Source organism: Tardiphaga sp. 768_D3_N2_1 (assembly GCF_052076105.1).
In the GTDB taxonomy this organism is placed as follows: Bacteria; Pseudomonadota; Alphaproteobacteria; order Rhizobiales; family Xanthobacteraceae; genus Tardiphaga.
In genome coordinates, this window is record NZ_CP197245.1 from 5,074,790 (window position 1) to 5,099,189 (window position 24,400).

The 24,400-nt window shown below is 60.9% G+C and carries 22 protein-coding genes and 1 tRNA gene; 11 read left to right on the forward strand and 12 right to left on the reverse strand.

What is annotated here, in order from left to right; all coding sequences use genetic code 11:
- Positions 1–88 precede the first annotated feature (88 nt).
- From AB8A27_RS23785 to AB8A27_RS23795, 3 genes are read left to right on the forward strand one after another with little or no spacing between them, the layout of a single operon-like run.
- The gene (locus AB8A27_RS23785; RefSeq protein WP_441244041.1) at positions 89–1,867 is read left to right on the forward strand and encodes a type I secretion system permease/ATPase; all 1,779 of its coding nucleotides are present in this window, start codon (positions 89–91) and stop codon (positions 1,865–1,867) included.
- Positions 1,864–3,171 (forward strand): HlyD family type I secretion periplasmic adaptor subunit, encoded by a 1,308-nt coding sequence (locus tag AB8A27_RS23790; RefSeq protein WP_441244042.1) that lies wholly within the window; start codon positions 1,864–1,866, stop codon positions 3,169–3,171. Before AB8A27_RS23785 ends, AB8A27_RS23790 begins: the two co-directional genes overlap by 4 nt.
- Before the next feature lie 10 nt (positions 3,172–3,181).
- The gene (locus tag AB8A27_RS23795; RefSeq protein WP_441244043.1) at positions 3,182–5,407 is read left to right on the forward strand and encodes a CHASE2 domain-containing protein; all 2,226 of its coding nucleotides are present in this window, start codon (positions 3,182–3,184) and stop codon (positions 5,405–5,407) included.
- 862 nt (positions 5,408–6,269) lie between these two features.
- On the opposite strand, the gene AB8A27_RS23800 is transcribed toward AB8A27_RS23795, so the two are convergent.
- From AB8A27_RS23800 to ssuD, 4 genes are read right to left on the reverse strand one after another with little or no spacing between them, the layout of a single operon-like run.
- Positions 6,270–6,854, reverse strand: coding sequence for a flavin reductase family protein (locus AB8A27_RS23800; RefSeq protein ID WP_441244044.1), 585 nt, complete (start codon positions 6,852–6,854; stop codon positions 6,270–6,272).
- A 25-nt stretch (positions 6,855–6,879) separates the two neighbouring features.
- Positions 6,880–7,731 carry an ATP-binding cassette domain-containing protein gene (locus AB8A27_RS23805; RefSeq protein WP_441245002.1) on the reverse strand — a complete coding sequence of 284 codons (852 nt, stop codon included), beginning with the start codon at positions 7,729–7,731 and terminating at the stop codon, positions 6,880–6,882.
- 31 nt (positions 7,732–7,762) lie between these two features.
- Positions 7,763–8,569, reverse strand: coding sequence for an aliphatic sulfonate ABC transporter permease SsuC (gene ssuC / locus AB8A27_RS23810; RefSeq protein ID WP_115032426.1), 807 nt, complete (start codon positions 8,567–8,569; stop codon positions 7,763–7,765).
- Positions 8,570–8,587: 18 nt separating this feature from the next.
- Positions 8,588–9,745, reverse strand: a complete 1,158-nt coding sequence (gene ssuD, locus AB8A27_RS23815) for an FMNH2-dependent alkanesulfonate monooxygenase (protein WP_441244045.1) — start codon at positions 9,743–9,745, stop codon at positions 8,588–8,590.
- Positions 9,746–10,273: 528 nt separating this feature from the next.
- Between ssuD and AB8A27_RS23820 the strand changes: the two genes are divergently transcribed.
- The 5 genes from AB8A27_RS23820 (at position 10,274) to AB8A27_RS23840 (ending at position 14,678) form a co-directional block, all read left to right on the forward strand.
- A complete protein-coding gene (locus AB8A27_RS23820) occupies positions 10,274–12,079 on the forward strand; it encodes a putative bifunctional diguanylate cyclase/phosphodiesterase (RefSeq protein ID WP_441244046.1) in 1,806 nt (601 codons plus the stop codon).
- A gap of 94 nt (positions 12,080–12,173) precedes the next feature.
- Entirely contained in the window at positions 12,174–12,578 is a 405-nt protein-coding gene (locus AB8A27_RS23825; RefSeq protein ID WP_441244047.1) for a YccF domain-containing protein, read from the forward strand.
- A gap of 115 nt (positions 12,579–12,693) precedes the next feature.
- Positions 12,694–13,746, forward strand: a complete 1,053-nt coding sequence (locus AB8A27_RS23830) for a polysaccharide deacetylase family protein (RefSeq protein ID WP_441244048.1) — start codon at positions 12,694–12,696, stop codon at positions 13,744–13,746.
- A gap of 208 nt (positions 13,747–13,954) precedes the next feature.
- Positions 13,955–14,131: a hypothetical protein gene (locus tag AB8A27_RS23835; RefSeq protein ID WP_441244049.1), complete on the forward strand. Its 177-nt coding sequence runs from the start codon at positions 13,955–13,957 to the stop codon at positions 14,129–14,131.
- 46 nt (positions 14,132–14,177) lie between these two features.
- A complete protein-coding gene (locus tag AB8A27_RS23840) occupies positions 14,178–14,678 on the forward strand; it encodes a hypothetical protein (RefSeq protein ID WP_092141480.1) in 501 nt (166 codons plus the stop codon).
- Between the two features lie 31 nt (positions 14,679–14,709).
- On the opposite strand, the gene AB8A27_RS23845 is transcribed toward AB8A27_RS23840, so the two are convergent.
- Together AB8A27_RS23845 and AB8A27_RS23850 are read right to left on the reverse strand one after the other, a co-directional pair.
- Positions 14,710–15,675, reverse strand: a complete 966-nt coding sequence (locus tag AB8A27_RS23845) for an amidohydrolase family protein (protein ID WP_441244050.1) — start codon at positions 15,673–15,675, stop codon at positions 14,710–14,712.
- Positions 15,676–15,860: 185 nt separating this feature from the next.
- Positions 15,861–16,673 carry a class I SAM-dependent methyltransferase gene (locus AB8A27_RS23850; RefSeq protein ID WP_441244051.1) on the reverse strand — a complete coding sequence of 271 codons (813 nt, stop codon included), beginning with the start codon at positions 16,671–16,673 and terminating at the stop codon, positions 15,861–15,863.
- Positions 16,674–16,934: 261 nt separating this feature from the next.
- Between AB8A27_RS23850 and AB8A27_RS23855 the strand changes: the two genes are divergently transcribed.
- Positions 16,935–17,011, forward strand: a tRNA-Arg gene (locus AB8A27_RS23855).
- A gap of 84 nt (positions 17,012–17,095) precedes the next feature.
- On the opposite strand, the gene AB8A27_RS23860 is transcribed toward AB8A27_RS23855, so the two are convergent.
- Positions 17,096–18,187 carry a glycosyltransferase family 1 protein gene (locus AB8A27_RS23860; RefSeq protein ID WP_441244052.1) on the reverse strand — a complete coding sequence of 364 codons (1,092 nt, stop codon included), beginning with the start codon at positions 18,185–18,187 and terminating at the stop codon, positions 17,096–17,098.
- Positions 18,188–18,975: 788 nt separating this feature from the next.
- Positions 18,976–19,323 (reverse strand): hypothetical protein, encoded by a 348-nt coding sequence (locus tag AB8A27_RS23865; protein ID WP_092141445.1) that lies wholly within the window; start codon positions 19,321–19,323, stop codon positions 18,976–18,978.
- A 533-nt stretch (positions 19,324–19,856) separates the two neighbouring features.
- Between AB8A27_RS23865 and AB8A27_RS23870 the strand changes: the two genes are divergently transcribed.
- Positions 19,857–20,741, forward strand: coding sequence for a hypothetical protein (locus AB8A27_RS23870; protein ID WP_441244053.1), 885 nt, complete (start codon positions 19,857–19,859; stop codon positions 20,739–20,741).
- Positions 20,742–21,641: 900 nt separating this feature from the next.
- Complete coding sequence (locus AB8A27_RS23875; protein WP_092141439.1) at positions 21,642–22,355, forward strand: response regulator transcription factor; 714 nt, start codon at positions 21,642–21,644, stop codon at positions 22,353–22,355.
- A 169-nt stretch (positions 22,356–22,524) separates the two neighbouring features.
- On the opposite strand, the gene AB8A27_RS23880 is transcribed toward AB8A27_RS23875, so the two are convergent.
- The 4 genes from AB8A27_RS23880 to AB8A27_RS23895 are packed head-to-tail and all read right to left on the reverse strand — an operon-like array spanning position 22,525 to position 24,395.
- Positions 22,525–22,977, reverse strand: coding sequence for a hypothetical protein (locus tag AB8A27_RS23880; protein ID WP_441244054.1), 453 nt, complete (start codon positions 22,975–22,977; stop codon positions 22,525–22,527).
- Positions 22,974–23,483 (reverse strand): hypothetical protein, encoded by a 510-nt coding sequence (locus AB8A27_RS23885; RefSeq protein WP_441244055.1) that lies wholly within the window; start codon positions 23,481–23,483, stop codon positions 22,974–22,976. Before AB8A27_RS23885 ends, AB8A27_RS23880 begins: the two co-directional genes overlap by 4 nt.
- 15 nt (positions 23,484–23,498) lie before the next feature.
- On the reverse strand, positions 23,499–23,963 hold the full coding sequence (locus tag AB8A27_RS23890) for a rod-binding protein (RefSeq protein WP_441244056.1): 465 nt from the start codon (positions 23,961–23,963) through the stop codon (positions 23,499–23,501).
- Positions 23,964–23,999: 36 nt separating this feature from the next.
- Positions 24,000–24,395 carry a hypothetical protein gene (locus AB8A27_RS23895; protein ID WP_441244057.1) on the reverse strand — a complete coding sequence of 132 codons (396 nt, stop codon included), beginning with the start codon at positions 24,393–24,395 and terminating at the stop codon, positions 24,000–24,002.
- Positions 24,396–24,400: the final 5 nt, after the last annotated feature.

Here is a 24,400-nt window from a genome sequence, read left to right on the forward strand (position 1 = left end):
GCATCTGCACAAGTCGCCTGACTGATGGCATAATGGCCATCTGATCGGGGCTTGGGGGGCGCTTGATGCCTGACGAGCGACCGTCCGCATGATCCGCAAAGGTTTGACGATGCAGCGTGGCCTGTCACGAACCTCCAGTCTACCGGCGCGGACCGAGCTCGGCGATGCCTTGCGGGCCTGCCGCGGCGCCTTTCTGGGCGTCGGGCTGATGAGCTGCATGATCAATATCCTGTATCTGACCGGCTCGTTCTTCATGCTCGAGGTCTATGACCGCGTGCTGCCGAGCCGCAGCGTGCCGACCCTCGTCGGTCTCATCATCCTGGCCGGCGGCCTCTATGTCGCCCAAGGCGTGCTCGACCTGCTGCGCGGGCGCATCCTGGTGCGGATCGGCAGTTCGCTCGACGAGGCGCTGAGCCCACGCGTCTTCCAGACCGTGGTGCGACTGCCGCTGCTCGCCGGTGGACGCAACGAAGGCCTGCAGCCGCTGCGCGATCTCGATAACGTCCGCTCCTTCCTGTCCGGCATGGGGCCAAGCGCACTGTTCGACCTGCCCTGGCTGCCGCTCTATCTGGCGATCTGCTTTGCCTTCCATCCGATGATCGGCGTCACCGCGCTGGTCGGTGCAGTTCTGCTGGTGGGCCTGACGATCCTCACGGAAATCATGACCCGCGAACCTGCGCGCGAGGCCAACGATCTTGCGGCACGTCGCAGCGGGATTGCCTCGGCCAGCCGGCGCAATGCCGAAGTCGTCGTCGCGATGGGCATGGCCGGGCGCCTGACGCAGCGCTGGCGCGAGGCCAACGAGACCTATCTGGCCGGCAACCAGCGCACCAGCGATGTGGCCGGCGGTCTCGGCGCCATCGCCAAGGTGATGCGCATGGTGCTGCAATCCGCGGTGCTCGGCGTCGGCGCCTATCTCGTAATCAATCAGGAAGCCACCGCCGGCATTATCATCGCCGGCTCGATCCTCAGCGCACGTGCGCTGGCGCCGGTCGATCTGGCGATTGCGCACTGGAAGGGTTTTGTCACCGCGCGGCAGAGCTGGCGGCGCCTCAACGGGCTGCTGCATGCCTTGCCGGAGCAAGCGGCGCTGACCCAGCTTCAGAGCCCGTCGCAGAAGCTGAGCATCGAGGGCGTCAGTATCGCGCCGCCTGGCGAGCAGAAAGTCACCGTCAGCGACATTAATTTTGCGCTGGAAGCCGGTCATGGCCTCGGCATCATCGGACCGTCGGGCTCCGGCAAGTCATCGCTGCTGCGCGCGCTGGTTGGCGTATGGAAGCCGGTGCGCGGGCATGTCCGGCTTGATGCCGCGGCCCTGGAGCAATGGGCGCCTGACGATCTCGGCCGCCATATCGGCTACCTGCCGCAGGATGTCGAACTGTTTGCGGGCTCCATTGCCGACAATATCTGCCGCTTCGATCCCGATGCGAAGGATGACGACATCATCGCCGCGGCAAGGCAGGCCGGCGTACATGACCTCATCGTCGGCATGCGCGAGGGCTACGACACGCAGGTCGGCGATCACGGCAGCGTTCTGTCGGCCGGCCAGGCGCAGCGCATCGCGCTGGCGCGGGCGCTTTACGGCGATCCGTTCCTGATCGTTCTGGACGAACCCAATTCCAATCTCGATACCGAAGGCGACGAAGCGCTGACCAAGGCCGTCCGCGCGGCCCGTACGCGCGGCGCCATCGTCATTGTAGTTGCACATCGGCCGATCGGCATCGAAGGCGTCGACATGCTGCTGGTGCTGAAGGACGGACGCATGCAGGCCTTCGGGCCGAAGGAGACCGTGCTCGGCCAGGTGTTGCAGCGCCCGGCGTCGCAGCCGATCAAGATCGTCGCCGATGGCGGAGTTGCCAAGCCATGAGTGCACCGCTCACAGGTTCGCGCCGTTCCATTCGCGTCCATCTGATGATCGGCGTTGCGGTCGTGCTCGTGCTGGCTGGAGGTTTGGGCGGCTGGGCATCGACGGCGCAGATTTCCGGCGCCCTGATTGCGCCGGGCTCGGTGGTCGTCGACTCCAACGTCAAGAAAGTCCAGCACCCGACCGGCGGCGTCGTCGGCGAATTGCGTGCGCGCGATGGCGACGTGGTGAAGGGCGGCGATGTCGTGGTGCGCCTCGACGACACCGTGACCAAGGCCGGCCTTGCGATCGTTACCAAGAACCTCAACGGATTGTGGGCACGCGCGGCACGGCTGGAAGCGGAACAGCGCGGCGCTGAATACATTACCTTTCCGACACTGCTGCTCGAGCAGATCGCCGATGACGACGTGAAGAATGTCATCGCCAGCGAGACCAAGCTGTTCAACGTCCGCTCCGCAGGACGCGTCGGGCAGAAGTCGCAGCTGCGCGAGCGCATCGCCCAGCTCAACGAGGAAATCGCGGGTCTCACCGCGCAGGAGTCCGCCAAAACGCGCGAGATCGCACTGGTCGAGAAGGAACTGGTCGGCGTCCGCGGCCTGTTCGACCAGCAACTGGTGCAGATCTCTCGCCTGACCGTGCTGGAGCGCGATGCCGCCCGCCTCGCCGGCGAACGCGCCCAGTTCGTCGCCGCCCGCGCCCAGGCCAAGGGCAAGATCACCGAGATCGAACTGCAGATTTTCCAGATCGACAAGGATCTGGTCAGCGAAGTCTCCAAGGATCTGCGCGAGACCAATGACAAGATCGGCGAGTTCGTCGAACGCAAGGTCACTGCCGAAGACCAGCTGCGCCGCATCGACATCCGCGCACCGCAGGACGGCATGGTGCTGCAATCCACCGTGCATACGATCGGCGGCGTCATCACTGCCGGCGACGCCATCATGCTGATCGTGCCGCAGACCGACAATCTGTCGGTGGAAGCCCGGGTCAATCCGCAGGACATCGACAAGCTGCAGATCGGCCAGAAGACGCTACTGCGACTCTCCGCCTTCAACCAGCGCACCACGCCCGAGCTCAACGGCGCCGTCAGCCGCGTCTCGCCGGATACGACGACGGATCAGCGCACCGGACAGAGCTATTACACGATCCGGATTTCAATGCCGGCATCGGAAGTCGCCAAGCTCGGCGATGTGCGCCTGATCCCCGGCATGCCCGTCGAAGCCTTCGTGCAGACCGGCGACCGCACCATGCTGTCCTATCTCGCCAAGCCGCTAAGCGATCAATTGATGCGCGCCTTCCGCGAGAAATGACCAGACAACCATGAAGCGCATGCGGCGAGTAAGACGGCTGGCGCAGAAGTTTGGGCGGGCACGGGCGTTCTGCGTGCTCCTGCTGCTCGGGCTCGCAGCGCTGCGCATTGCAGATCCTTCGGCCGTCGAGGAATTACGCATGCGGACTTTCGACACCTATCAGGTGATCGAACCACGCGTGAAGACGGTCAGACCCGTCGTGATCGTCGACATCGATGAAAAGAGTCTTGCAAAAGACGGTCAATGGCCGTGGCCTCGCACCCGCGTTGCCGAACTCGTCACCAAGCTGACACGCGCCGGCGCAGTGGTGATCGCTTTCGACATCGTGTTTCCCGAGCCGGACCGAATGACGCCCGCCATCGCAGCAGACTTCTTTCAGGGGCTCGATGATGAGACCCGTGCCAAACTCCGCGCGCTTCCGAGCAATGATGCGATACTCGCACAGGCGATAAAGCAGTCGCGCGTGGTATTGGGTGAATCAGGCTTGCCCAACCCGGTCAGGACGTTGGACAATTCGCTGCCGTTGACGGGGCTCGCCATGCTGGGCGGCGATCCTGGCCCGTTCATGATCAATTTTCCGGGGCTGCTCCGCAACGTATCGACGCTGGAATCCGCCGCTGCCGGTCGCGGTCTGCTGACCATTCGTACCGAGCGCGACGCGATCGTACGGCGCGTGCCTATGCTGATGCAGGCCCAGGGCATGACGCTGCCTTCTCTGAGTTTCGAAATGCTGCGCGTCGCCACCGGTACGGATACCATTCTAACCAGATCGGACGAGGCGGGTATTCGCAGTATCGCGGTCAAGGGCCTGCAGATCCCGACCGATCGCAACGGACAATTCTGGGTGCATTTCGCAAAGCACGATCCGACGATATATATCCCGGCGTCGGATATACTCGACGGCAGCTTCCCGCCCGGTGCCATTGCAGGCAAGCTGGTGTTGATCGGGACATCGTCGGTGGGATTGCTCGACGTCAAGACAACACCGATCGATCCGGTGCTGCCGGGCGTCGAAGTGCACGCGCAGGTCTTGGAAAGTGCGTTGACACGGCAGGTACTGTCGCAGCCGAACTATGCGATCGTCGTCGAGCTCTGCGTCGCGTTACTGCTTGGTGTTGTGGTGATCTCGCTGGCACCGATGTTCGGTCCCGTGACGCTGGTCATCATGGGTGCTGTGTTCGCAGCGCTGCTGGCCGGCACATCCTGGTACTTCTACACGCAGCATCGCCTGCTGATCGACTTCACATACCCCCTGCTCTCGACCACGCTGATCTATCTCACACTGATCTTCAGCAATTTCGTGCGCGAACAGGCACAGCGCCGTCGCATCCGTTCGGCCTTCAGCCAGTATCTGTCGCCGGCGCTGGTGGCACAGCTCGCGCAGTCGCCAGAGAAACTGGTGCTGGGCGGCGAGGAGCGCGAGATGACCATCATGTTCTCGGACGTGCGCGGCTTCACCACGATCTCGGAATCCTACAAGCACGATCCGCACGGCCTGACCACGCTGATGAACCGTTTTCTCACGCCGCTCACCAATGCCATCCTCGATCGCAAGGGCACCATCGACAAATATATGGGTGACGCCATCATGGCGTTCTGGAACGCGCCGCTCGACGACGACCGGCACCAGATCAATGCATGTGACGCGGCGCTCGACATGCTGGATCGCATCGACGCGCTGAACAGGCTGCGCCAGACCGAGGCCGAGAATGGCGGCCACGTCTATATCCCCATCAATGTCGGTATCGGGCTTAATACCGGCATTTGCGTCGTCGGCAATATGGGATCGGACCTGCGCTTCGACTATTCGGTGCTCGGCGACAGCGTCAATCTGGCCTCGCGCCTCGAAGGCCAGTCAAAGGAATACGGCTTTCCGATCATCGTCGGCTCGAAGACCGCACTCGCCGCCAAGGACAAGTTCGCCATTCTCGAGCTCGACTTCATCATGGTGAAGGGCAAGAAAGAACCGGAAGTGATCTACGCCATCGCCGGACGTGAGGACGTGACGCATTCGGAACGCTTCCAGATGCTGCGCAACCTGACCATCGAGATGCTGGCTTGCTATCGCAATCGCGATTGGAGCGAAGCCTTGTTTGCGATCGAGCGTGGCCGCAATTCCGATGTCGCGAATGCACTGGAGAAGCTCTACGAGCTCTATGAGAAGCGTATTCGTGCCTATCAGGAGAACCCGCCGCCTGAGGATTGGAACGGCGCGTTTGCATTGCTGACGAAGTGAGCTGTCATTTCGAGGCGCGACCGCTGACTCGGCGATCGTTTGAACTTCAAACAGCCACTGCTTCAGACATGCGTCATCGCCCCTGTTGTTTGCGGCGCGGGGGCGCCGTCGTCTCTTGCATTCCCACCCTCCTGAAAGAGGGCGTGCGGAACGCCAGGTGCCCGTTGCACCCTTGGGCCTGATGCGAATGCGGTCTTCCGCAAGTGAGTGTGCATCAGGACTTTCGGAAGCGTCAGGCAAGTGCCCGGCGTTCCGCCTGCGGTGTTTTTTTTCGACTTGCTTGCACTTTGCCTCAGCGAACGATCCGATCACCGAATTAAAGTCCCAAGGCGATGGGAAGGGAGCCTCAAGCACTTGGGCCGGACGCATTTCGATTTGGTCGTCCGTCACACTGTCCAGGGGTCTTTCCATCTCAAGGTTGGCCGTGTCCTTGCCAGTGGCAGTGCTGGCGCAGATCCGTCCTGCCCGAAGACAGACGTCCCCCATGAACCGCGTAACGCCGCATCTCCGGCGTCCACCGCACCCTGCCCCGCGAACGTGACGATCGCGATCGCCCCTCTCGGTGGGGCAGGACGGAGGAGAATATAATCTATGCAGGGATATTGTCAATCGCAAATAGGAAAAAATCTTTAACCAGAACCTCTCCGCTGTCGTCCCCGCGCAGGCGGGGACCCATACACGCTGGAGAACTGGTGAGAGCGTTGTCGTTGTGGCTCTGCCGCTTCAATCACGCTCACCGTGGTTATGGGTCCCCGCCTGCGCGGGGACGACGCGGAGAGGGCAGCGCGGTCGTACATTGTCATTCCCCGGCAAACCAATTGGTTTGCCTGAGGGCGCGGGCGCGTCTTCGCGCAGACGCGCCTCAGATCTCCCTGAGCGCCCGCATGCTGGGCACGCTGACTTCGGCGAGCTTCAGATTATCCTCGTTCTGATCGATCGCCACATATTGCCCGTCCCAATAGGTCAGCGCGGTATGCGGAACGGAGGTGATGACATCACGGACGCGGCCGATGACGATGGCGTGGGAGTGGCGCTCGATGACTTCCTCGACGTCGCAATCGATCGCCGCAAGGCTGCCCGCCAGCAGCGGCACGCCGGTTGCCCGGGTCACCCACTGCGCTCCGGCGAAACGTTCTGCGCCCTTCAATCCACCCTTGCCAGAAAACCGCTCGGCCACGTCGAGCTGATCAGCCGACAAAATGTTGACACCGAAAGCACCGTAGCGCTGCAGCAGCGGCCAGGACGACGACTCCCTGTTGACGCTGACAATCAGCGTCGGTGGATCGACCGACAGGGACGAAACCGAAGTCACCGTCATGCCGGTGATGTCCTTGCCGCGCCCGACCGTGATGACGCTGACGCCACCCGCCAGCACCCGCATGGCGCCACGGAATTCCTGCGAAGAAACCTCGCGATCAACAGTGATGTTACGAACGATGGAATTCATGGCAGCCTCGCAGGTCACAATAGTCTCACAAGCCAGTGGCGTCGGCTCCCGGGCCGAGCAGATTGCGCAGGATCGAACCTTCCAGCGCCGCAAGATCGGCCGAGCCACGCTGGCGCGGCCGGGCGATGTCAACATTGATATCGTGGGCGATACGGCCGTCTTCAATCACCAGCACACGATCGGCCAATGCCACGGCCTCGGACACATCATGCGTCACCAGAATCGAGGTGAAGGTCTGGTCGTGCCACACACGACCGAGCAGCTGCTGCATCGAAATACGTGTCAGCGCATCCAGCGCGCCGAGCGGCTCGTCCAGCGCCAGCACGCGCGGATGGCTGACCAGAGCGCGGGCCAGCGCGACACGCTGCTTCTGGCCACCTGACAGCACGGACGGCCATTGATCGCGCTTCTCGGCGAGGCCGACTTCCGTCAATGCGCTTTCAGCGCGCGCCCTGGCATCGGCCGATGTCCGGTCGGTACCGAGGCCCACTTCAACATTCGAGAGCACACTGGCCCATGGCAACAGGCGCGGTTCCTGGAACATCACGCGGATGTCCTCCGCGCGGGTTTCCTCGCCAAAGCTGATCGTGCCGGCGGTCGGCTTGTCGAGGCCAGCGATCAGGCGCAGCAGCGTGCTCTTGCCGCAGCCGCTCTGGCCGACAATGGCAACGAACTGGCCGGCAGGAATATGCAGATCGACGCCGCGCAGCACCTCATTGCTGCCGAAGGATTTGCGGAGACCGCGGATGGTCAGCGACAGACCACGGGACTTCTGCTCGGACGGACGCCGCGCCTGCGTGGCGAGGGCCTGTTCGAAATCAACGGGCGCATCGATGACCTGAGCATCGGCATGGCTGAGGCGAAGAGACTGTTGCACGGTCATTTCAAATTCTCGCTTTCAACTTCGCTCAGTGTTTCTGAAAGGCCGGATGCCAGGACAATGTCAGCCGTTCCAGCGCGCGCGAGGCGCTGTCGGCGACCTTACCCAGCAGGGCATAGATCAGGATGCTCAGCACCACGACGTCGATCTGCATGAATTCACGCGCCTGCATCGCCATGTAGCCAAGGCCAGATGATGCCGCGATGGTTTCTGCAACGATCAGTGTCAGCCACATGATGCCAAGCGCGAAGCGGACGCCGACGAAGATCGACGGCAGCGCCCCCGGGAAGATCACGCGGCGGAACAGTTCGCTGTTGCTCATGCCATAGATGCGGCCCATCTCGATCAATTGCGGATCGACGGTGCGAATGCCGTGCAGCGTGTTGAGATAGATCGGGAAGAAGACGCCAAGCGCGACCAGGAACAGCTTGGCTGACTCATCGATGCCGAACCACAGGATGACCAGCGGGATCAGCGCCAGATGCGGCACGTTGCGCACCATCTGCAACGTCGTATCGGTGAGCTTGCTGCTGAGCTGAGACAGACCATTCGCAAGGCCGAAGGCAAAGCCGATGCTGCCGCCGATCAGGAAGCCGACGGAGGCACGCCAGAACGACACCCAGATATTCTGGGCGAGTTCTCCCGAGACCAGCAGCTTCCACCCGGCCAGGGCCACATCGGTCGGCGCCGGCATCACCCGCGCCGGCACGTAACCGGTCACGCAAGCCGCCTGCCAGACGAGCAGGATCACCAGCGGCACGATCCACTGGGTAAGACCATCGATGCGCGGCAAGCGAAAGCTGCGAACGCGGGGAAGGATTTCAACAATGCTCATGATGGGTGCCTGTCGGAACTACGAGGCGCTCTGCGCGCGATGCTCATTGGCGACGATTTCGCCAACGGGGCCGTTACGCGTACGCAGCGACGTGACGTTGTCATGCTGCTGCAGCGACAACAGCGGGAAGACGAGCTCGGCGAAGCGATAGGCTTCCTCGAGATGCGGATAGCCGGACATGATGAATGTATCGACGCCGACGTCCTGATATTCCTTGATGCGCGCCGCCACGGTCTGCGCATCGCCGACCAGCGCGGTGCCGGCGCCGCCGCGCACGAGGCCGACGCCGGCCCAGAGATTCGGGCTGATCTCGAGCTTGTCGCGACGCCCGCCATGCAGCTGCATCATGCGCTGCTGGCCGACCGAGTCCTGCCGGGCCAATGTCTTCTGCGCATTCGCGATGACGTCGTCGGTGACATATTGAATGAGTTCGTCGGCGGCCTTCCACGCCGCCTCATTGGTCTCGCGCACGACCACATGAAGACGGATGCCAAACGACAGCTTGCGGCCGCGCTTCTCGGCAGCAGCCTTGACGCGCGCGACCTTCTCGGCGACCAGCGCCGGCGGTTCGCCCCAGGTGAGATACTTGTCGACGGTGTCCACCGCGACGTCGATGCCGGCATCCGACGAACCACCGAAATAGAGCGGTGGGCGCGGCGACTGCACCGGCGGGAAGATCAGACGACCATCCTCGATCTGGATATGCTTGCCCTGGACATTGACGGTCTTGCCGGCCAGCAGGTCGTTATAGACGTTGAGGAATTCGCGGGTGACGGCATAGCGCTCGTCATGCGGCAGAAAGATGCCGTCGCCCTTGTTCTCGACCGGATCGCCGCCGGTCACGACATTGATCAGGAGACGACCGTTGGTAACGCGGTCCAGCGTTGCCGTCATGCGCGCCGCGACACTCGGCGATTGCAGGCCCGGTCGCACGGCAACGAGATAGCGAAGCTGTTCGGTCCACGGGGCCACAGCGGAAGCAACCACCCACGAGTCCTCGCAGCTGCGCCCCGTAGGCAGCAGCACGCCGAAATAGCCCAGCTGATCGGCAGCCTGCGCGATCTGGCGGAGATATTTGAAGTCGATGTCGCGCGCACCCTGGGTCGAGGCGAGATAGCGTCCATCGCCGTGGGTCGGCAGGAACCAGAGAATATTGGCTTTGGATGGATTGCTCATCGGCGACGTCTCTCTCGCATCGGGCCACCATTGCGGCATCGCGAGAGGATGGTGTCATGACATAAGTCTGTCGAGTGGCCCGGGAAAATAGCGATGCACGCACTGTGGCTTACGCCGATGACGAGGCGTTCCTTTCAAACTTCCGGGCATATGCAGCGCATTTTTCTCTACGGATCTTGCAGCTTACGGCGATCACAACCGCGTGGGTCGGAACGCACGGGGGCGCGTGGTGATCAACGCAACTCAGTGGGGAATTTCATGCTGAGATGACAGCATCAGACACCCACATTGTTTCGCGTGGAGGCATCGCGCGAGCATAATATCTCATGGCCTGATCGGGCAGATTGCCGCTTTCTCTCCGGTCATTGACGCTTTGTTAATGACGTCAGCACCGCTACCGCTCCAAATCCTGCGGCATTTACACAACTACCCGCGTTTTGCGAACCGATTTAACCAAATCGACAAGGCGTTTTGCGAGGCTCGGCCACCATGCAGAATGCATCCGCCCCAGGCTCGTCGACCTCTCCAATGGACAACGACCGCCCCACCGCAACCTCTTCGACCGAGGCTGCTACCGGATTCGTGGATAGCGATGCCGCACACGAATTGGAGATGCTGCGCGAGATCGTACGCATGCTGCCCGCCTCCGTCACCGTGCAAGACGATCAGGGTGACTTTCTGCTGGTGAATGATGCCGCGGCAATCCAGTTCAATGCATCGGCAGACCAATTCAACAGGCCCGATCCGCAATCACATTTTCTGGTGCAGGCACTGACGCATCGACGCGCCACTGCGCTCGACCTGCTGCAGTCCGGCCGCTCCGCGGTGTTCGAGGAACGCGTCAATTCCGAGCGCGACAGGCGGGTGTTCCTGACCACGCATCGTCCGGCTCGTATCGGTGATCGAAGCGTGCTGCTGTCCAGCGCCACCGACGTGAGCCGGCAGAAAGAGATGGAAGAAGAGCTGTTTCGTCGCGCCTATTACGACGAGCTGACCGATCTGCCGACGCGGCGCGTGATCGAGAAACATGTCGGCGACATCATTGGCCATTCCGGCGAGACATCACATTTCGCACTAGCCTTCCTCGACATCGACAATTTCAAGCACATCAACGACTATTACGGTCACAGCGTCGGTGATGCGCTGCTGGTGCAGTTCGCCAAGCGGCTGGCACTCGACCTGCGCAGCACCGATATGCTGTCGCGGATTTCCGGTGATGAATTCCTGCTGCTGCTGAACCCGATCCAGAGCCAGCAGGAGGTCGCCGAATATCTGGAGCTGCTGGTACAGCGGCTGCGCGCGCCGTTCTTCATCGACGGCTCAGAAATATTCGCCTCCGCCTCGATCGGTGTCAGCCTTTATCCCGAACACGGTCGCAACTACGACGCGCTGCATCAGAACGCCGATATCGCGATGTATCGCGTGAAGAATGAGACCAAGGGCGCTGCGGTGTTCTTCGACTCCAGCATGGAGAGCGAGGCGCTGACCCGCATGGCCACCGAACAGTCATTGCGGCTGGCGATCCTCGACAAGCGGTTCTGCTGCGCGTTTCAGCCGAAGGTCGATATCCGCAGCCTGGAAATCAAGGGTATCGAGGCCCTGGTGCGGCTGCGTAACGACGATGGCGTGATTCAGGCGCCCAGCACCTTCATCAATCTGGCCGTCGAACTCGGCCTGATTGACGAGCTCACCCATCTGGTGCTCGCCGAGATCATGAAGTCGATCGACCTGATTGACGAGACCTTCGGCGCCACGGCCACTATCAGCATCAACGTCGCCGCCAAACAGGCTGGCAATCCGGAATTCATGCGCGCTTTTGCCAGGGCGATCGAGGAGACTGGCTGCCCGACGCGCTTCATGGTCGAAGTGACCGAAGACGCATTCGTTGCCAAGACGCATTTCCAGGACGACATCCTGCCGATGTTCCGCGCGCTTGGCGTCGGCATCTCCATCGATGATTTCGGCGTCGGCTATTCCTCGCTGTCGGCGCTGGCGGACATCACTGCCGACGAAATCAAGATCGACCGCTCCTTCATTACGGACATTCACAAGCGCCCGCGCAGCCAGGGCATTCTCCGCGCCATCGAGTCGCTCAGCGAGGCGCTCGGCATGACCGTGATTGCGGAAGGCGTCGAGACCTTCGAGGAACTGGCCTATCTGCAGGCCGCGACCAAGATCCGCTATGCGCAGGGCTATTATTTCTCCAAGCCGATTTTTCTGGAGGAGCTGCAGCCACAGACGCACACCAGTAGCGACCCGCGCGGCGCATCATCGGCTCGCCCGGCAGCAGATGCTCGCCCGGCCTATTCCCGCGCCGGCGGCCGGGGATATTGAGGCACCGCCCTCTCCCCGTCATTGTCATGCCGCAACCACATCCCATCTGTTAAGGGACTGAAAACCACGCGCTGAACATCACCAGAGAGACCCCATGCCCGTCGTCCCGCTATTTCTGAATATCCTCTGGATCGTGTTCGGCGGATTGGGAATGGCGGTCGGCTGGCTGATCGCAGCCGTTGTCATGGCCATCACCATCATCGGCCTGCCCTGGGCCCGCGCCGCCTTCAATATCGCCGCCTATACGCTGCTGCCCTTCGGTCAGCGCGCGGTCGACCGCGAAACCGTTACCGGCCGCAGCGACATCGGCACCGGCGTGCTCGGCCTGATCGGCAACATCATCTGGCTGGTGCTGGCAGGCTGGTGGCTGGCAATCGGCCATCTCCTGGCGGCGCTGGCCCTGGCGATCACCATCGTCGGCATTCCCTTTGCCTGGGCGCATCTGAAGCTCGCCGGCATCGCGCTCTGGCCGATCGGCAAGGTCATCGTACCGGCCTGACGCGCACTGCGTTGAACAAATTCAAATTTTCTCGTTGAGAGTGCGCCGTGCATACGCGTGATTAACTATTTCGCTCAATGGTGAAACGAGGTGGGCCTCGGGCGCCGGAGTGATTATGCGTAAACTTCCTTTTTTGATCGTTGCAGGTTCTTTCACGGCGGTTGTCGCCGCAGGCGCTGGCGCCTGGCATTTCTTCGGTCCCGCCGGCGCTCAGACCAGCGCCAAAGCCGATAAAGGCGAGCTGACCACCGCCTCGATCGACACGCGCGCGCCGAAGTCGAATTCGACCGAACCGCCGCCGCGCGTGCAGGCCGTCGCCGCCGCACCGGCTGCCGCGCCGATACCCGCCGCTCCGGCCGTGGAGAAGCGTCCGACCATCGCCAAACCCGTCTGCAACAATCCCAATGCGCTCGGCGTATCGCGCACCGTGCAGATCGACACCACCGGCGGTCCCGGCCTCGGCATGTCGCAATATCGCGACTATGACTTCCTGCAGCCCGGCGAAGTCGTGCTGACCTTCGACGACGGCCCGTGGCCGGTGACCACGCCTGCCGTGCTGGCTGCGCTCAGCGCGCAATGCGTACAGGCCGTGTTCTTCCCGATCGGCAAACATGCCACCTGGCATCCCGCGGTGCTGAAGCAGGTGATTGCGGCCGGCCATTCGGTCGGCACCCATACCTGGTCGCACCAGAACCTGGCGAGCAAGACGCCGCAGGAAGCCAAGGACGAGATCGAGCGCGGCATCAGCGCCATCACCCTGATGGCCGGCCAGCCGCTGTCGCCCTTCTTCCGCTTCCCGCAATTGCGCCAGAATGCGGAGCTGAAGGCCTATCTCGCCGAGCGCAACATCGCGGCTTTCTCCATCGACATCGATTCCGAGGACTTCCGCATCCATAATGCCGGCAAGCTGGTCGCCTCGGTGATGGACAAGCTGAAGAAGAAGGGCAAGGGCATCATCCTGATGCATGACCTGCACAAGTGGTCCGCGGCCGCGGTGCCGGACCTGCTCGCCCAGCTCAAGGCCGGCGGCTACAAGGTCGTGCATATCCGCGCCAAGGACACGCTGCCGACGATCGCAAGCTATGATGCCGCGATCGCGGCCGAGCTGCAGCCGGTGAAGACCAGCAACGCCCGCCCGATCTCCAACGTGATCCAGACGGTCGACTAGCGGCTAATCTAACTGGCTTAAGCCAAATTCAGGCCGGGGCGGCACCGCTGCCCCGGCCTTTTTGTGTTTCGTGGCAAGGCACGCGGCGAAACAAAACGATCCCCCGACGAAACCATTGTCCACTTCGACGCAGACCGCCCGAAACCTTGCATGGTTATCCATCTGTCCAACGAAGCGGCACACAGCGCCGCCCAACAGGGACAGTCACATGCGCATCATCGGTTTCATCTTTGCCTTCTCGTTCGCCTTTGCCGGCCCGTCATTCTCCGGCACCGCGATGAACGACCTGCCGGGCATCGGCACCTTTTCATACAACGGCGCGCAGATCGCCTCCGATACGGCGACGGCGAAATTCGCCTATCTGACGCTCACGCGCCGCGCCTGATCGCATCCCTCCCCTCCGACATCCTCAGACATAGAAAGCCATCACCATGACCTCATTCAGCGCAAATCTGATCGGACACACGCTCAAGGCTGCCACTGTCGGCGCAATCCTGATGCTGTCGGCGACGGCGAGCCAGGCCCAGTCGGCGAGCCCTTTTGCCGGCTTTAACGGATCGTGGAGCGGCAGCGGCACCGTGTCGCTGTCGGATGGCTCCTCCGAGCAGATTCGCTGCCGCGCCACTTACAATGTCGTTGGCGGCACTGCACTGAAGCAGTCCCTGCGCTGCGCCAGCGACAGCTACAAGTTCGAGCTCAGCAGCGACGTAAAGAGCCAGGGCAATCAGGTGACCGGCACCTGGGGCGAAGCCAGCCGCAATATTTTCGGCAATCTGCAGGGCAGCGCCGGCGGTGGCCAGATCGATGTCTTCGTCGAGGCCGCCGGCTTCGCCGCCAACCTGACGCTGACAACCAAGGGCAACAAGCAACTGGTCTCGATCAGCTCCAAGGGCCAGATCCGCGACGTCTCGATCAACATGATCCGGAGCTGACGCGGCCAGAGACGCCCGCGCGACCCAGCAGTCAGAAGCCGTACAGCCGCGCGGGATTGTCGACCAGGATTGTCTTGCGAACCGCCGCATCGGGCGCCCAGACCGCAAGCTGGTTCAGCAGGCGGCCATCGTCGATCTGATAGAGCGGCGTGACATCGGTCGGCTTCCTGCCGGGCGGTGTGACCGAATCCGGATGCGGCCAGTCGGTGCCCCAGATGATCCGCTCCGGATTGGCCGCGATCAGCGCCTTCGCCAGCGGCGCTGCATCCGCATAATCCGGCCCCTGCGTCGATGCGCGGTAGGCGCCGGAGATCTTCACATAGGCCTTTCCGGATTTGACGAGGTCGAGCAGGTCCGCAAAGCCAGGCTGATCCAGCCCGAGCCTGGCTTCCGCGCCGCCGAAATGATCGAACACCAGCGGCATCGGCGCGCTGGCAACGACATCCTTGATCGACGATACCAGCGGCAGATTGGTGAACATCTGGATATGCCAGCCGCGCGTCTTCATGCGCTCGATCGCAGCCAGAAGACGCCGCTTGCCAATGGCCGGATCGCTCACACCGCTGGTCGCAAGATTGATCCGCATGCCGCGAATGCCCGCGGCCTTCATGGCGTCGAGCTCGCTCTCCGGTGTCTTGTCATCGATGACAGCAACGCCGCGCGCATCGCTGCCGCGTGCCTTCATGCCGAACAGGGTCGCCGAATTATCGGTGCCATAGATGCTCGGCGTGACGATGACGACACGTTTGATACCGAGTGCGTTGTGCAGCGCCGCCATCTCCTCCGGCGACGCCAGTTCAGGCGTGTAGACGCGGCCTGCAAAGAACGGGAATTTTTCGGGATCGCCGTGGATATGGGTGTGGCAGTCGCAGGCGTCCGCAGGCACCTGGAAATTCACCGGCGTCGCCGGCTGCGCGGCCTTGCCAACCGCAAACCTGTTGCTGAGCACGACCGCTCCTGCGAGTGAAGAGAGTAGAACACCGCGTCTTGTGAACATTGGTTCCTCCCTGATGTCGTGACGCCATTTTGGGCCGGCGTTCACTTGATTGAGGCCAACGTGATCGTTTCGCGATCCATGTCAAGTGTGCTTCCACATGCTGCAGAGCAAACACGACGGGGATCGCCCTCCTGCTGCACAGCCCAATGTCAAACTGGCTATGCAGCAGCTCGCTCGCGGTCATGTCACGGTTTGCGGACGGTCACGCGCAGGAACGTCGCCTTCACCGATGTCTGCGAAGGATCGGAGCTTCTGTTCTGACTCTCGAACAGCTTGACAAGCTCTCCCTTCAAGGTGTCGGCGCGACCGTCTTTTTCAGCCGCATCGAAGGCATTCATGGTCGGACCATAATATGCCTTGAACTGGTCGACGAACTTTGCCGGCGTTCCGGCAAAATTGAATTCGTAGGAGTCACGCGCGAATGAGATATTTGGCTTCGGAATACCAGCCGACGTGAAGCGCTCGACAACATTGTCCTCGAGACCCCAGGTCATGGGACTTACGAACCCTTCCGGTGGAGGCGGCGAATAGGACGAGCTGATCTTGAGGATCTGCGCCACCAGAGTGGGATCATTCGGGATCCAGTTTCCCATCACAATCCGGCCGCCCGGCCGCGTGACGCGAACCATTTCCCTAGCGACATCCGATGGCCTGGGCGCGAACATCGCGCCGAAGATGCTGACAACGAGATCGAAACTGTCGTCCTTGATATCTGTCAGATTCGATGCATCGCCTTCCTGAAAACGACACGTAAGCCCTTCCGCCATCGCGCGCCTGTTGCCGGCCTCCACCAGATTGCGCGCAATATCGACACCTGTGACATTTGCCCCGGCTCTTGCTGCTGGAAGCGCTGTCGTGCCGTCCCCGCATCCAAGATCAAGCACGTCACTTCCGCGCGTGATCCCGATCGACGCAACGAGCGCCTCGCCGCTGGCCCGCATCGTCTCCGCGATACGGGTAAAATCGCCTTTCTCCCAAAGAGCCTGGTTCGCATTCATGGGACGTCCTCCGATGGTCAACGCGGGAACGGCCGGCGCCCTTGGTCGGTTCGCACAATGGCGCCTGGGTAGCCGGAGTTATGTCACTCGGCTCTCGTCCCAGGTTCAGCGGCACGCGCGTTCCGGCGCACCCAGACCCGCTTCAAACGTGTGTCCGCCGCCTGAAAGAGGGCAGTGCGACCTCCAACCGAGCTATTTTCATCGAATCCGGCCTTGGCCGGCCGTTGCCGCCGCCCGGCCAATCGGCTAAATGGACCTCAAGCACCCGTAGCTCAGCTGGATAGAGCGTTGCCCTCCGAAGGCAAAGGTCACACGTTCGAATCGTGTCGGGTGCGCCAGATCTTGCCGCGCCGCACTAGACGGCATGGCAGCATGCGCGGCGGGGTCAAGCCCAACGGATTGGGCCTGGAGCTTTGCTTCCGTTAAGCTGTTCGCCCATCAGCCCGCAGCGTCTCGTCGATGACATAGTCGACCATCGCGTCTTGCAGATGATATTTGCGAACATGATCGCGCAGATCCAGTGCCATCTGGCGCAGACGTGGCTTGTCGCTCAGTCCCCGCTCGATCGCAGACGACAGACTGCCCGGGGTCACGTCGTAGAGCAGGACATGCTCGTGTTCTCGAACGGGCGCATGACGCTCGACCGTCGGATAGTTGAGAACCGGCACGGTCAGGCATTGCGCCGCCTCGGCAGTCCGATAGCACTCCCAGCTATAGCCCGACGGTGACCAGGCCAGCCATGCGCTCGAAAGCCGCCGCAGGAATTCGTCATGCGGTAGCCGATCACGCGGAATATCGATCTTGAGTCCCTTGCTTCTCAACGCCTCGAGTTCTGCAAGACCGACACGGCGCACCCACGAATTTTCCGCGACTTCGCCAACGAAAAACACATCAGACGTCTTTTCCGGATGTTCGCCTGCGGTATCGATCCTTGCTGCAGGAAGCGAAATGGGGCGTATTTTCGCCAGACGTTCGTTCCAGCGCCGATTGCGCCGTATACGCCGCGTCGGCAGTGCCGGATGGGCCGAGTGGCAGAGGATGTGCCACCGATCGACGGGAAGCTCGCGCTTGAAAGCCGCGGTGGCCTTGTCGAGCAGAAAGAAGTTATGCGAGCCGACGATGAAAGCGTCATTCATATCCAGAACGGCGATCGGCACGGGAAGCTTTACGAATCGTAACCAGGAAACGCCGAACACTCTTGTCATCGCGGAGAGCGGACGAAGCGGTTGCCGGAAGAAAGCGCGTAGCCAGTAGCGCGGATGCCACGCCGGACGGAGTGGCATATAGACGATGATCAGGTCGTATGTCCCGCGTCGCGCCTCACCCATCGCCTTGATAAATCGCCAGGGCGTGCAGTCGGCGAAGCCTTTACCCGCCCGCCCGCGAGGGATCGGACGTTCCCCCGTCCACAGCACATCCGTCTCTTCGGGATAGATGTCCTTGCAGTAGTGCCAGGAGCCCAGTTCGAGGATTCTCGGTCTCGTCCTGTTTGGGCTTTCAGCCGTCGCACTCACCGATGGGATTCCTTGACAGACGTGGCCAGTTCACTGGAGTTGCAATAGAACGGGTATCGCCATCATGGATTGATGCGCGACACGACATGAATGCAACAAAAAAACGCGTCTGACGAGGGCGAAGAAGGCTGCAACATGCCTAGTTGCAAGCGTTTTCGGCGAGCTGGCTGAAGCCGCCTTTCGCCTCCCAGAGCCGCCTGCCATCGGACACCGGTTGTCCGCTTACGGCGTCCGGCCGGGGATCGTTGCCCGACCTGTTGAAGGTCACTCGGGCATGTCCAATTTTCATCTGCTGCGTCCGATCACCGTTGCCGCTGCGAGACCGGTCGATAAGCGGCGTGGCGCCACCATCTGTATTCCATATCGTCAGCTCAGCGCATCACGCGCTGTCGACACATCCTCTGCAAGATATGATGGACCACAACATCCCGAGCGCGCTTCGAAGTAGAGCGTTGCCTGGTTAGTCAGAGGTTGATCAAGCATCATATCAGGCTGGCCGTGGCCGAACGTCGACACGTGGGACGACGGTCCGAACAGTCGGAGCTGACGGACTGAGGCCGCATCATGAGACATCCGAAGACATCCTCGAAAATCACCGGGTCCTTGCATAGGCCTTGACGTCGAGCGGGTGCAAAAGCGGAGGGCGCGCCATAGTCCGATGCGGCGAAGACACCGGACATGCCTGTCACCTATCTCAACTCTATCCACTGCAACGACGTTCGTGACTGAATGCCATCAGCAAGATGCGTCATTTTGAATGGATCGAATTGACAATCCACAACGACGCCTCAGTCGCCGCTGCCTTGTGGCTCGCGCGGCTCCTCGTCAGGCGCATCAGCGAGCGCCTTCTCCCGGGCAAGACCCCGCTCTTCCTGTACCCTGATATTATGCATCAAGGCTGTCAGGCGACGGCCAGTGATGGGCTGGCCATCGCCCTGGGTAACGCCCTGCGCAGCAAGGCCCGCAGCAATTTCGGTCCACGTTGCGCCGTCTTCACGGTGCATCCGTTCCAGTTCCCGAAGGTTCTTTCGAATGATTTCAGTCGCGCCCGATTTGATCTTGCCGATCGGCGAATCCTGCCGTTCGGCTTTCAGCAATTTCACGTAATCGCGAAGGGTTTTGAGATCGATATCCATGGCCACGGCAATAGTGTCGGTTTCTTAAAACGCCACTTCATCAACCGATGAATAGCCCCTACCGATCTATTATCAAGACTTCCGGCATTTAACTCAATGCGCAGTTTACTGATTCGATCTCACGGGCTTTCGCGTGAGGCAGCCCGACTCATCTATATTTTTATGAATCAATTTCAATATTGTTTGGCTCTTCTTTGATTTGATCGCGCCGTACTTCATCAATGATGAATGCGCGCGCCGCCGCGCTTTCAATTGAACTGCCGCGACGCGACGACGAGAAGATCATCAGCCGGAAGCTGAAGACCACACGACTACCACACAACAAACTACACGATGGCTTTGCGCTCTTGTGCACTGCGCATCAGTCCCGCCGGCATTACTCAGTCGCACGATTATCGATCGGAAGATCCGCATCCGTCCGCGATGTGCAGCCACCTTCAGTTGATCATCTGCTCAGACACGCACCACGACGGCTTCGCGCAAGCTTCGCTTGTTACGCCGCTCTTACGATTTGATTGCCGCTGCAGACAGTCATGACCAATGCAAAGATCAGCATGACGATGTCCAAGATACCGCCGGATTCACAGTCGGCCGCTGTGGAAAACGGCAGCCTGTTTCGTGAGCAATCACCGAATTCACACGCCACGCCAAAACCTCATATCGCTGCTGCCGCCGCGATCGACGAGCGTCTCGCCAGCGAAGCGCGGGCAAATATGCAACGCGCTCGCATTTCCGTCCGCGAAGAGCCGATCAAGGCAAAGGTGCGCTTCACTGTGCCGCCAGCCCGTATTGTCGCAAGACCGTTACAATCGCCGGCATGGAAAGCTCCGTTCTTCTCCCTGGCCATGGTCGTCGGTCTGTCAACGCTCGTTTCCGCTGGCGCGATTGCCTATCTGTTCCTGCGGCCGATGACATCTTCAGCCATATCTGATGCGGATCTGCGCAGCATTCGCGATTCCGTCACGCAGCTACGACGGCAAGTTGCGGAGATGACCGGCGATGTGGCCAGCAGTCGCGCTGTCGTTGAAGCTGCCCGTACGCAGGCCGCCGAACAGGCAAGCCGCGCACAAGATCGCGCCGAGCGTGAACAGGCGGCTTTGGCTGCAAAATTTGCACGCATCGCTGACGAGAAAACCCAAGCGGTACAAGTCGCGGCAACGCTCGCGAATACTCCCGACATCACCGGCACGGTGCAGCCTCAGGCGCAACGGCCAGCAAGTACGTCGCGCGAAGTTATTCCCGGCTGGCATGTGCGCCGCGCCTATGACGGCGTCGCCGTGCTTGAGGGGAAGACCGGTGTGATTGAGGTCGTGCCGGGACAGGATGTCCCCGCTCTCGGGCGAATCCAGGAAATCAAGAACGAAAACAACCGCTGGCAAGTTCTGACCAGCAGAGGCGTCATCCTCTCAGGTCGCTGAATTGATGCCTCGATCTAACTGATTGATACTTACGGCCACGCACAGGCAGGATGCTCGTGACACGCTGGATGACTACCAAGGACGACGCCGACAAGATCGGCAGCTTCGGATTCGCATCGATCGATCCGAGGGCCCTATATGGCACGCTCTTGAGAGTGGGTGTCAGTACTAGCCGATGCCGGCTGATATCGGGCCCACGCAATCGCATGTTGCTGCCCCGCACATGACAAACAGACTCTCGCTCTATATGTCCACGCACGATGATCGATGCGTGTTGCCGTGTGGTACTTCACTGGTTCAAACCAGTGAAGTCGCGATTGCACCTGTGATGGCACGCCGCGAGATAGTTCGGTGCCAAAAGCATCCAGCGAAATCGTCGCCCCTCAGGAATTATCCACTTGTTAGTTTGATTCAACTGCATGGTTTGCAAGCACGACTCTTTGCAAATTTGTGCACCTCGACTACTTGATGATGCGGTATCATCCTGATGACCAGTATGCCGATTCGCGTGTGTGACAATTCGGGCAAGTTCAGCCGATCAAAGCGCCAGATATCGACGATACGGCACGCGATCAGCCACTTCCCCGGTTTTGACATTTGCGCTGGCTCGGTTCTGCCACCGACCGTGCACGACCATGAGATGTCATGTCGTGTTCACATAGCGAGAGGGAGCTCTCTGAACTACGGATGAGTGTAAGCCAGAGAACGTGAGCTGACCGCATCACTGCACTGGGTATCCCGTAAAAGCGACCGGGCTCCCCCTTTGCAAGTCAGCGAATCGCTCAAAGGCCCATCCATCCGCTCAAGTAACTGTTGTGTTGCGTCTTCAAGACAAAAATGGGGCGAGTGCGCCTAATTCGACCCCATAACGATATCAAGGCGAACACGCAGGGGATTAAAATGTTTGTTGTAATCGATGACCGAGAGGGCGTCACACAAGGCTATGCGGCCGGGTTTGATCGCGAAGGGGTTGTATCGATTGGCTTCACGTCTACAGACTTTCGCGATTGGCTGGAATGTGCCGTTGGTAATGATTTGAATGTCATTCGGGCCTTTCTGCTGGGCGATTGTCCGGATCGGACGAGCATCCCATCCAGTATCCGCAACAGGTCACGGGCGCCGATCATTGCGCTCAACGGCCTGAAGCATCTCAAGCAGACCATTGAGTTGTTCGAAGCTGGCGTCGATGACGTCGTTCACGCACCGGTCCACGTCCGCGAAATCATGGCACGAACGGCAGTTATTCGCCGCCGCACCATCGATCAGCATGAACCGGCTCAGACGAGCGTGATTCGTGTCTTTCTCGATGGCCGCGACCCGGAGGTCGCCGGTCGCACTTTGATCCTGCCACGACGCGAACTGCGCATTCTCGAACACCTGGTCGGACATCAGGGCAAATGGCTGACGAAGACCCAGCTCTTCAACGCCATCTACGGTTTGTTCGATGCCAGCTTCGATGAGAATGTGATCGAAAGCCATGTGAGCAAGCTGCGCAAGAAGCTACGCGATCATCTCGGCTTCGATCCGATCGAATCGAAGCGCTATATGGGCTACCGGCTGGACGATCTGAAGTCTCGTCCCGCTAACGAAGCGCCGGTTTCAAAGGCGAACTAAGGCTCACGCCTTACGCGCAAGAGGACGCCGACCACGGCGTTGGCGTCCACCGCCTCCTCGAACTGCTGTGCCAGACACAGAGATTCTCGCGCAACACGAAGTACCACACATCCACCACGCCAGATCATCGTGTATCACTGTACCACAGCAGCGACCACTTGCTGTAGCGTCAACGGCGAATCTGATCCTTCGACACATAGTTGAAATCCTGCACCAGGACCTCCTGCAGCGCCTCCGTCTGCAGACGCTTGTTGACCTGCGCGCGCACCGTCTGTGCGAATTGCGTGAGGTCGTAACGGCCGAGATTCTTGAAATCGAGCTTCTGGTCGCCATAGATCATGCGGAACGCTTCGTCGACGACGAACGGCTCCGGCGGCACCGGAAGCTGACGTAGGACTTTGGCGTCAGCAGTGAAGACGAGTTGGGTGACGATATAGCCCTGAACGCTGCCGTCGGCGATCATCGGCACATTGATCACCTTGACCTTTTCGTAAACCAGACCTTCGGGTTGGTCCTGTTTCGCGGGCAATGCAGCCGCAGTCTCCTTCCAGTAGGAGATCCCGAAACTGGTGCCAACAGTGACGAGACAGGCCCAAATGCCTGTGATCAGCAGCTTCATCATGTGCGCTTGCCTGCGATCGCCCGTGAATAGGTGCCGTCCGATTCAACCTCCTGGATCGAACGCGCGATGATGGCCGAGACCTCCCGCACCGCATCGAGATGGATCTGCAACGCAGCCTGATTGCGGATCAGGCTGGCGCGCAACAGTGTGAGTTGCGGCGCGACGCGCGGATCGTTCTTGATGTCCTGGGTCAGCCGCATCGCGCGGGTTAGCTCGAGCAGACCACGGTTCTTGCGCTGGCTGAAGCCGTCGAAATCCACGACGGCGCGAACCTCGAGCTTCTCCGTCTCTTCGTCGATGGTCGCCTTCAATCGATCGATCGCGGTCAGCGCGCTGCTTTGCATGCCGAGCCATTGGCCAGGGGTATCATCCGCCTCGCCGAAAACGGGGGCTTCCTGCGCGGCCGATTCAGGAAGCTCGGTCTCAGGCAAGGCCAGAGCCTGCGCCTCGACGGGGATGACTGAGGTTTGCTGTTCGATCTGTTCCATGTCGATCTCTACTGTCATGGCCGGAATCGGCCGTTAGCTTTCTGAAGTCGGAGCCGATGTCGGGCGCGATTTGGCCAGTTGCTTGGCGATGCCGACGCCGTTGCCCTTGGCCATTTCATTGCCGATCTGCTCGGCGAGCATCGAACGCCAGATATTGCCGGCAGTGCCCTTGCCGAATACGTCTTCCGCATCCTTCGGCAGCATCGTTTCCACGAACATCTGCAGCACGAAGGCTTCGAACTTGCGATAAGTCGGATTGCTTCCTTCTGCCTTCCGGATGACCGGTGTCGTCGCGACCTCTCCGCCGCTTACTGGGGCGGGCGTCGCGCTTTGCGCCGTCTGCCCCGCGGCGAACTCGTCGGCGATCGCGGATGCAAAATTCGCTTTGTCCGCCGGCGCCATCCGCTCGAGCCTGGTCGCCGCTATGCGCTGGGCGGCCGGGTCGGCCGCCTTCATGACATCCGCGATCAGATCGTTCGATACCGGAGCGACTGTCATGACATACCCTGCGCAATTGTCAGAATTCCCATCAGCCTATGCTCCCTCGATCGACCGCCGTACGGCCTTGTCGATTTCATCATCCAGAACCCGCTTTTCGTCAGCCCGAACCGTGCGTCCAACCGCCGATTTCACCATCTTCAGCGCATGTTTCAGCTTGCGGCCTTCGTCGCGCGCATGCGCCGCCAGTCTTTCCCTGGTCTTGGCCACGACGCCTTGCTCGATGCTGGCGGCGCGCAAACTCTGGCTCGCCGTCTGCACGGCGAGGTCCGGAAGTTTGCTCTCGTCATTGAAATCTTCGAGAATGACGCGCTGCTTCTCCTCGAGCTGGTTTTCCCGTGCCTGGCATTCCATCAACTGCCACTCGGCAATCCGGTGCAGCCTGGCCTGCACGGCGGCGATACGGCGGATCTTGCGGTCGCGCTTCTGCACTGCTC

Excerpts from the sequence above, each read along its gene's own strand:
- AB8A27_RS23785 (WP_441244041.1), top strand. The coding sequence starts at position 89 with ATGATCCGCAAAGGTTTGACGATGCAGCGTGGCCTGTCACGAACCTCC.
- AB8A27_RS23790 (WP_441244042.1), top strand. The coding sequence starts at position 1,864 with ATGAGTGCACCGCTCACAGGTTCGCGCCGTTCCATTCGCGTCCATCTG.
- AB8A27_RS23795 (WP_441244043.1), top strand. The coding sequence starts at position 3,182 with ATGAAGCGCATGCGGCGAGTAAGACGGCTGGCGCAGAAGTTTGGGCGG.
- AB8A27_RS23800 (WP_441244044.1), bottom strand. The coding sequence starts at position 6,854 with ATGAATTCCATCGTTCGTAACATCACTGTTGATCGCGAGGTTTCTTCG.
- ssuC (WP_115032426.1), bottom strand. The coding sequence starts at position 8,569 with ATGAGCATTGTTGAAATCCTTCCCCGCGTTCGCAGCTTTCGCTTGCCG.
- ssuD (WP_441244045.1), bottom strand. The coding sequence starts at position 9,745 with ATGAGCAATCCATCCAAAGCCAATATTCTCTGGTTCCTGCCGACCCAC.
- AB8A27_RS23820 (WP_441244046.1), top strand. The coding sequence starts at position 10,274 with ATGGACAACGACCGCCCCACCGCAACCTCTTCGACCGAGGCTGCTACC.
- AB8A27_RS23825 (WP_441244047.1), top strand. The coding sequence starts at position 12,174 with ATGCCCGTCGTCCCGCTATTTCTGAATATCCTCTGGATCGTGTTCGGC.
- AB8A27_RS23830 (WP_441244048.1), top strand. The coding sequence starts at position 12,694 with ATGCGTAAACTTCCTTTTTTGATCGTTGCAGGTTCTTTCACGGCGGTT.
- AB8A27_RS23835 (WP_441244049.1), top strand. The coding sequence starts at position 13,955 with ATGCGCATCATCGGTTTCATCTTTGCCTTCTCGTTCGCCTTTGCCGGC.
- AB8A27_RS23840 (WP_092141480.1), top strand. The coding sequence starts at position 14,178 with ATGACCTCATTCAGCGCAAATCTGATCGGACACACGCTCAAGGCTGCC.
- AB8A27_RS23845 (WP_441244050.1), bottom strand. The coding sequence starts at position 15,675 with ATGTTCACAAGACGCGGTGTTCTACTCTCTTCACTCGCAGGAGCGGTC.
- AB8A27_RS23850 (WP_441244051.1), bottom strand. The coding sequence starts at position 16,673 with ATGAATGCGAACCAGGCTCTTTGGGAGAAAGGCGATTTTACCCGTATC.
- AB8A27_RS23865 (WP_092141445.1), bottom strand. The coding sequence starts at position 19,323 with ATGGATATCGATCTCAAAACCCTTCGCGATTACGTGAAATTGCTGAAA.
- AB8A27_RS23870 (WP_441244053.1), top strand. The coding sequence starts at position 19,857 with ATGACCAATGCAAAGATCAGCATGACGATGTCCAAGATACCGCCGGAT.
- AB8A27_RS23875 (WP_092141439.1), top strand. The coding sequence starts at position 21,642 with ATGTTTGTTGTAATCGATGACCGAGAGGGCGTCACACAAGGCTATGCG.
- AB8A27_RS23880 (WP_441244054.1), bottom strand. The coding sequence starts at position 22,977 with ATGATGAAGCTGCTGATCACAGGCATTTGGGCCTGTCTCGTCACTGTT.
- AB8A27_RS23885 (WP_441244055.1), bottom strand. The coding sequence starts at position 23,483 with ATGACAGTAGAGATCGACATGGAACAGATCGAACAGCAAACCTCAGTC.
- AB8A27_RS23890 (WP_441244056.1), bottom strand. The coding sequence starts at position 23,963 with ATGACAGTCGCTCCGGTATCGAACGATCTGATCGCGGATGTCATGAAG.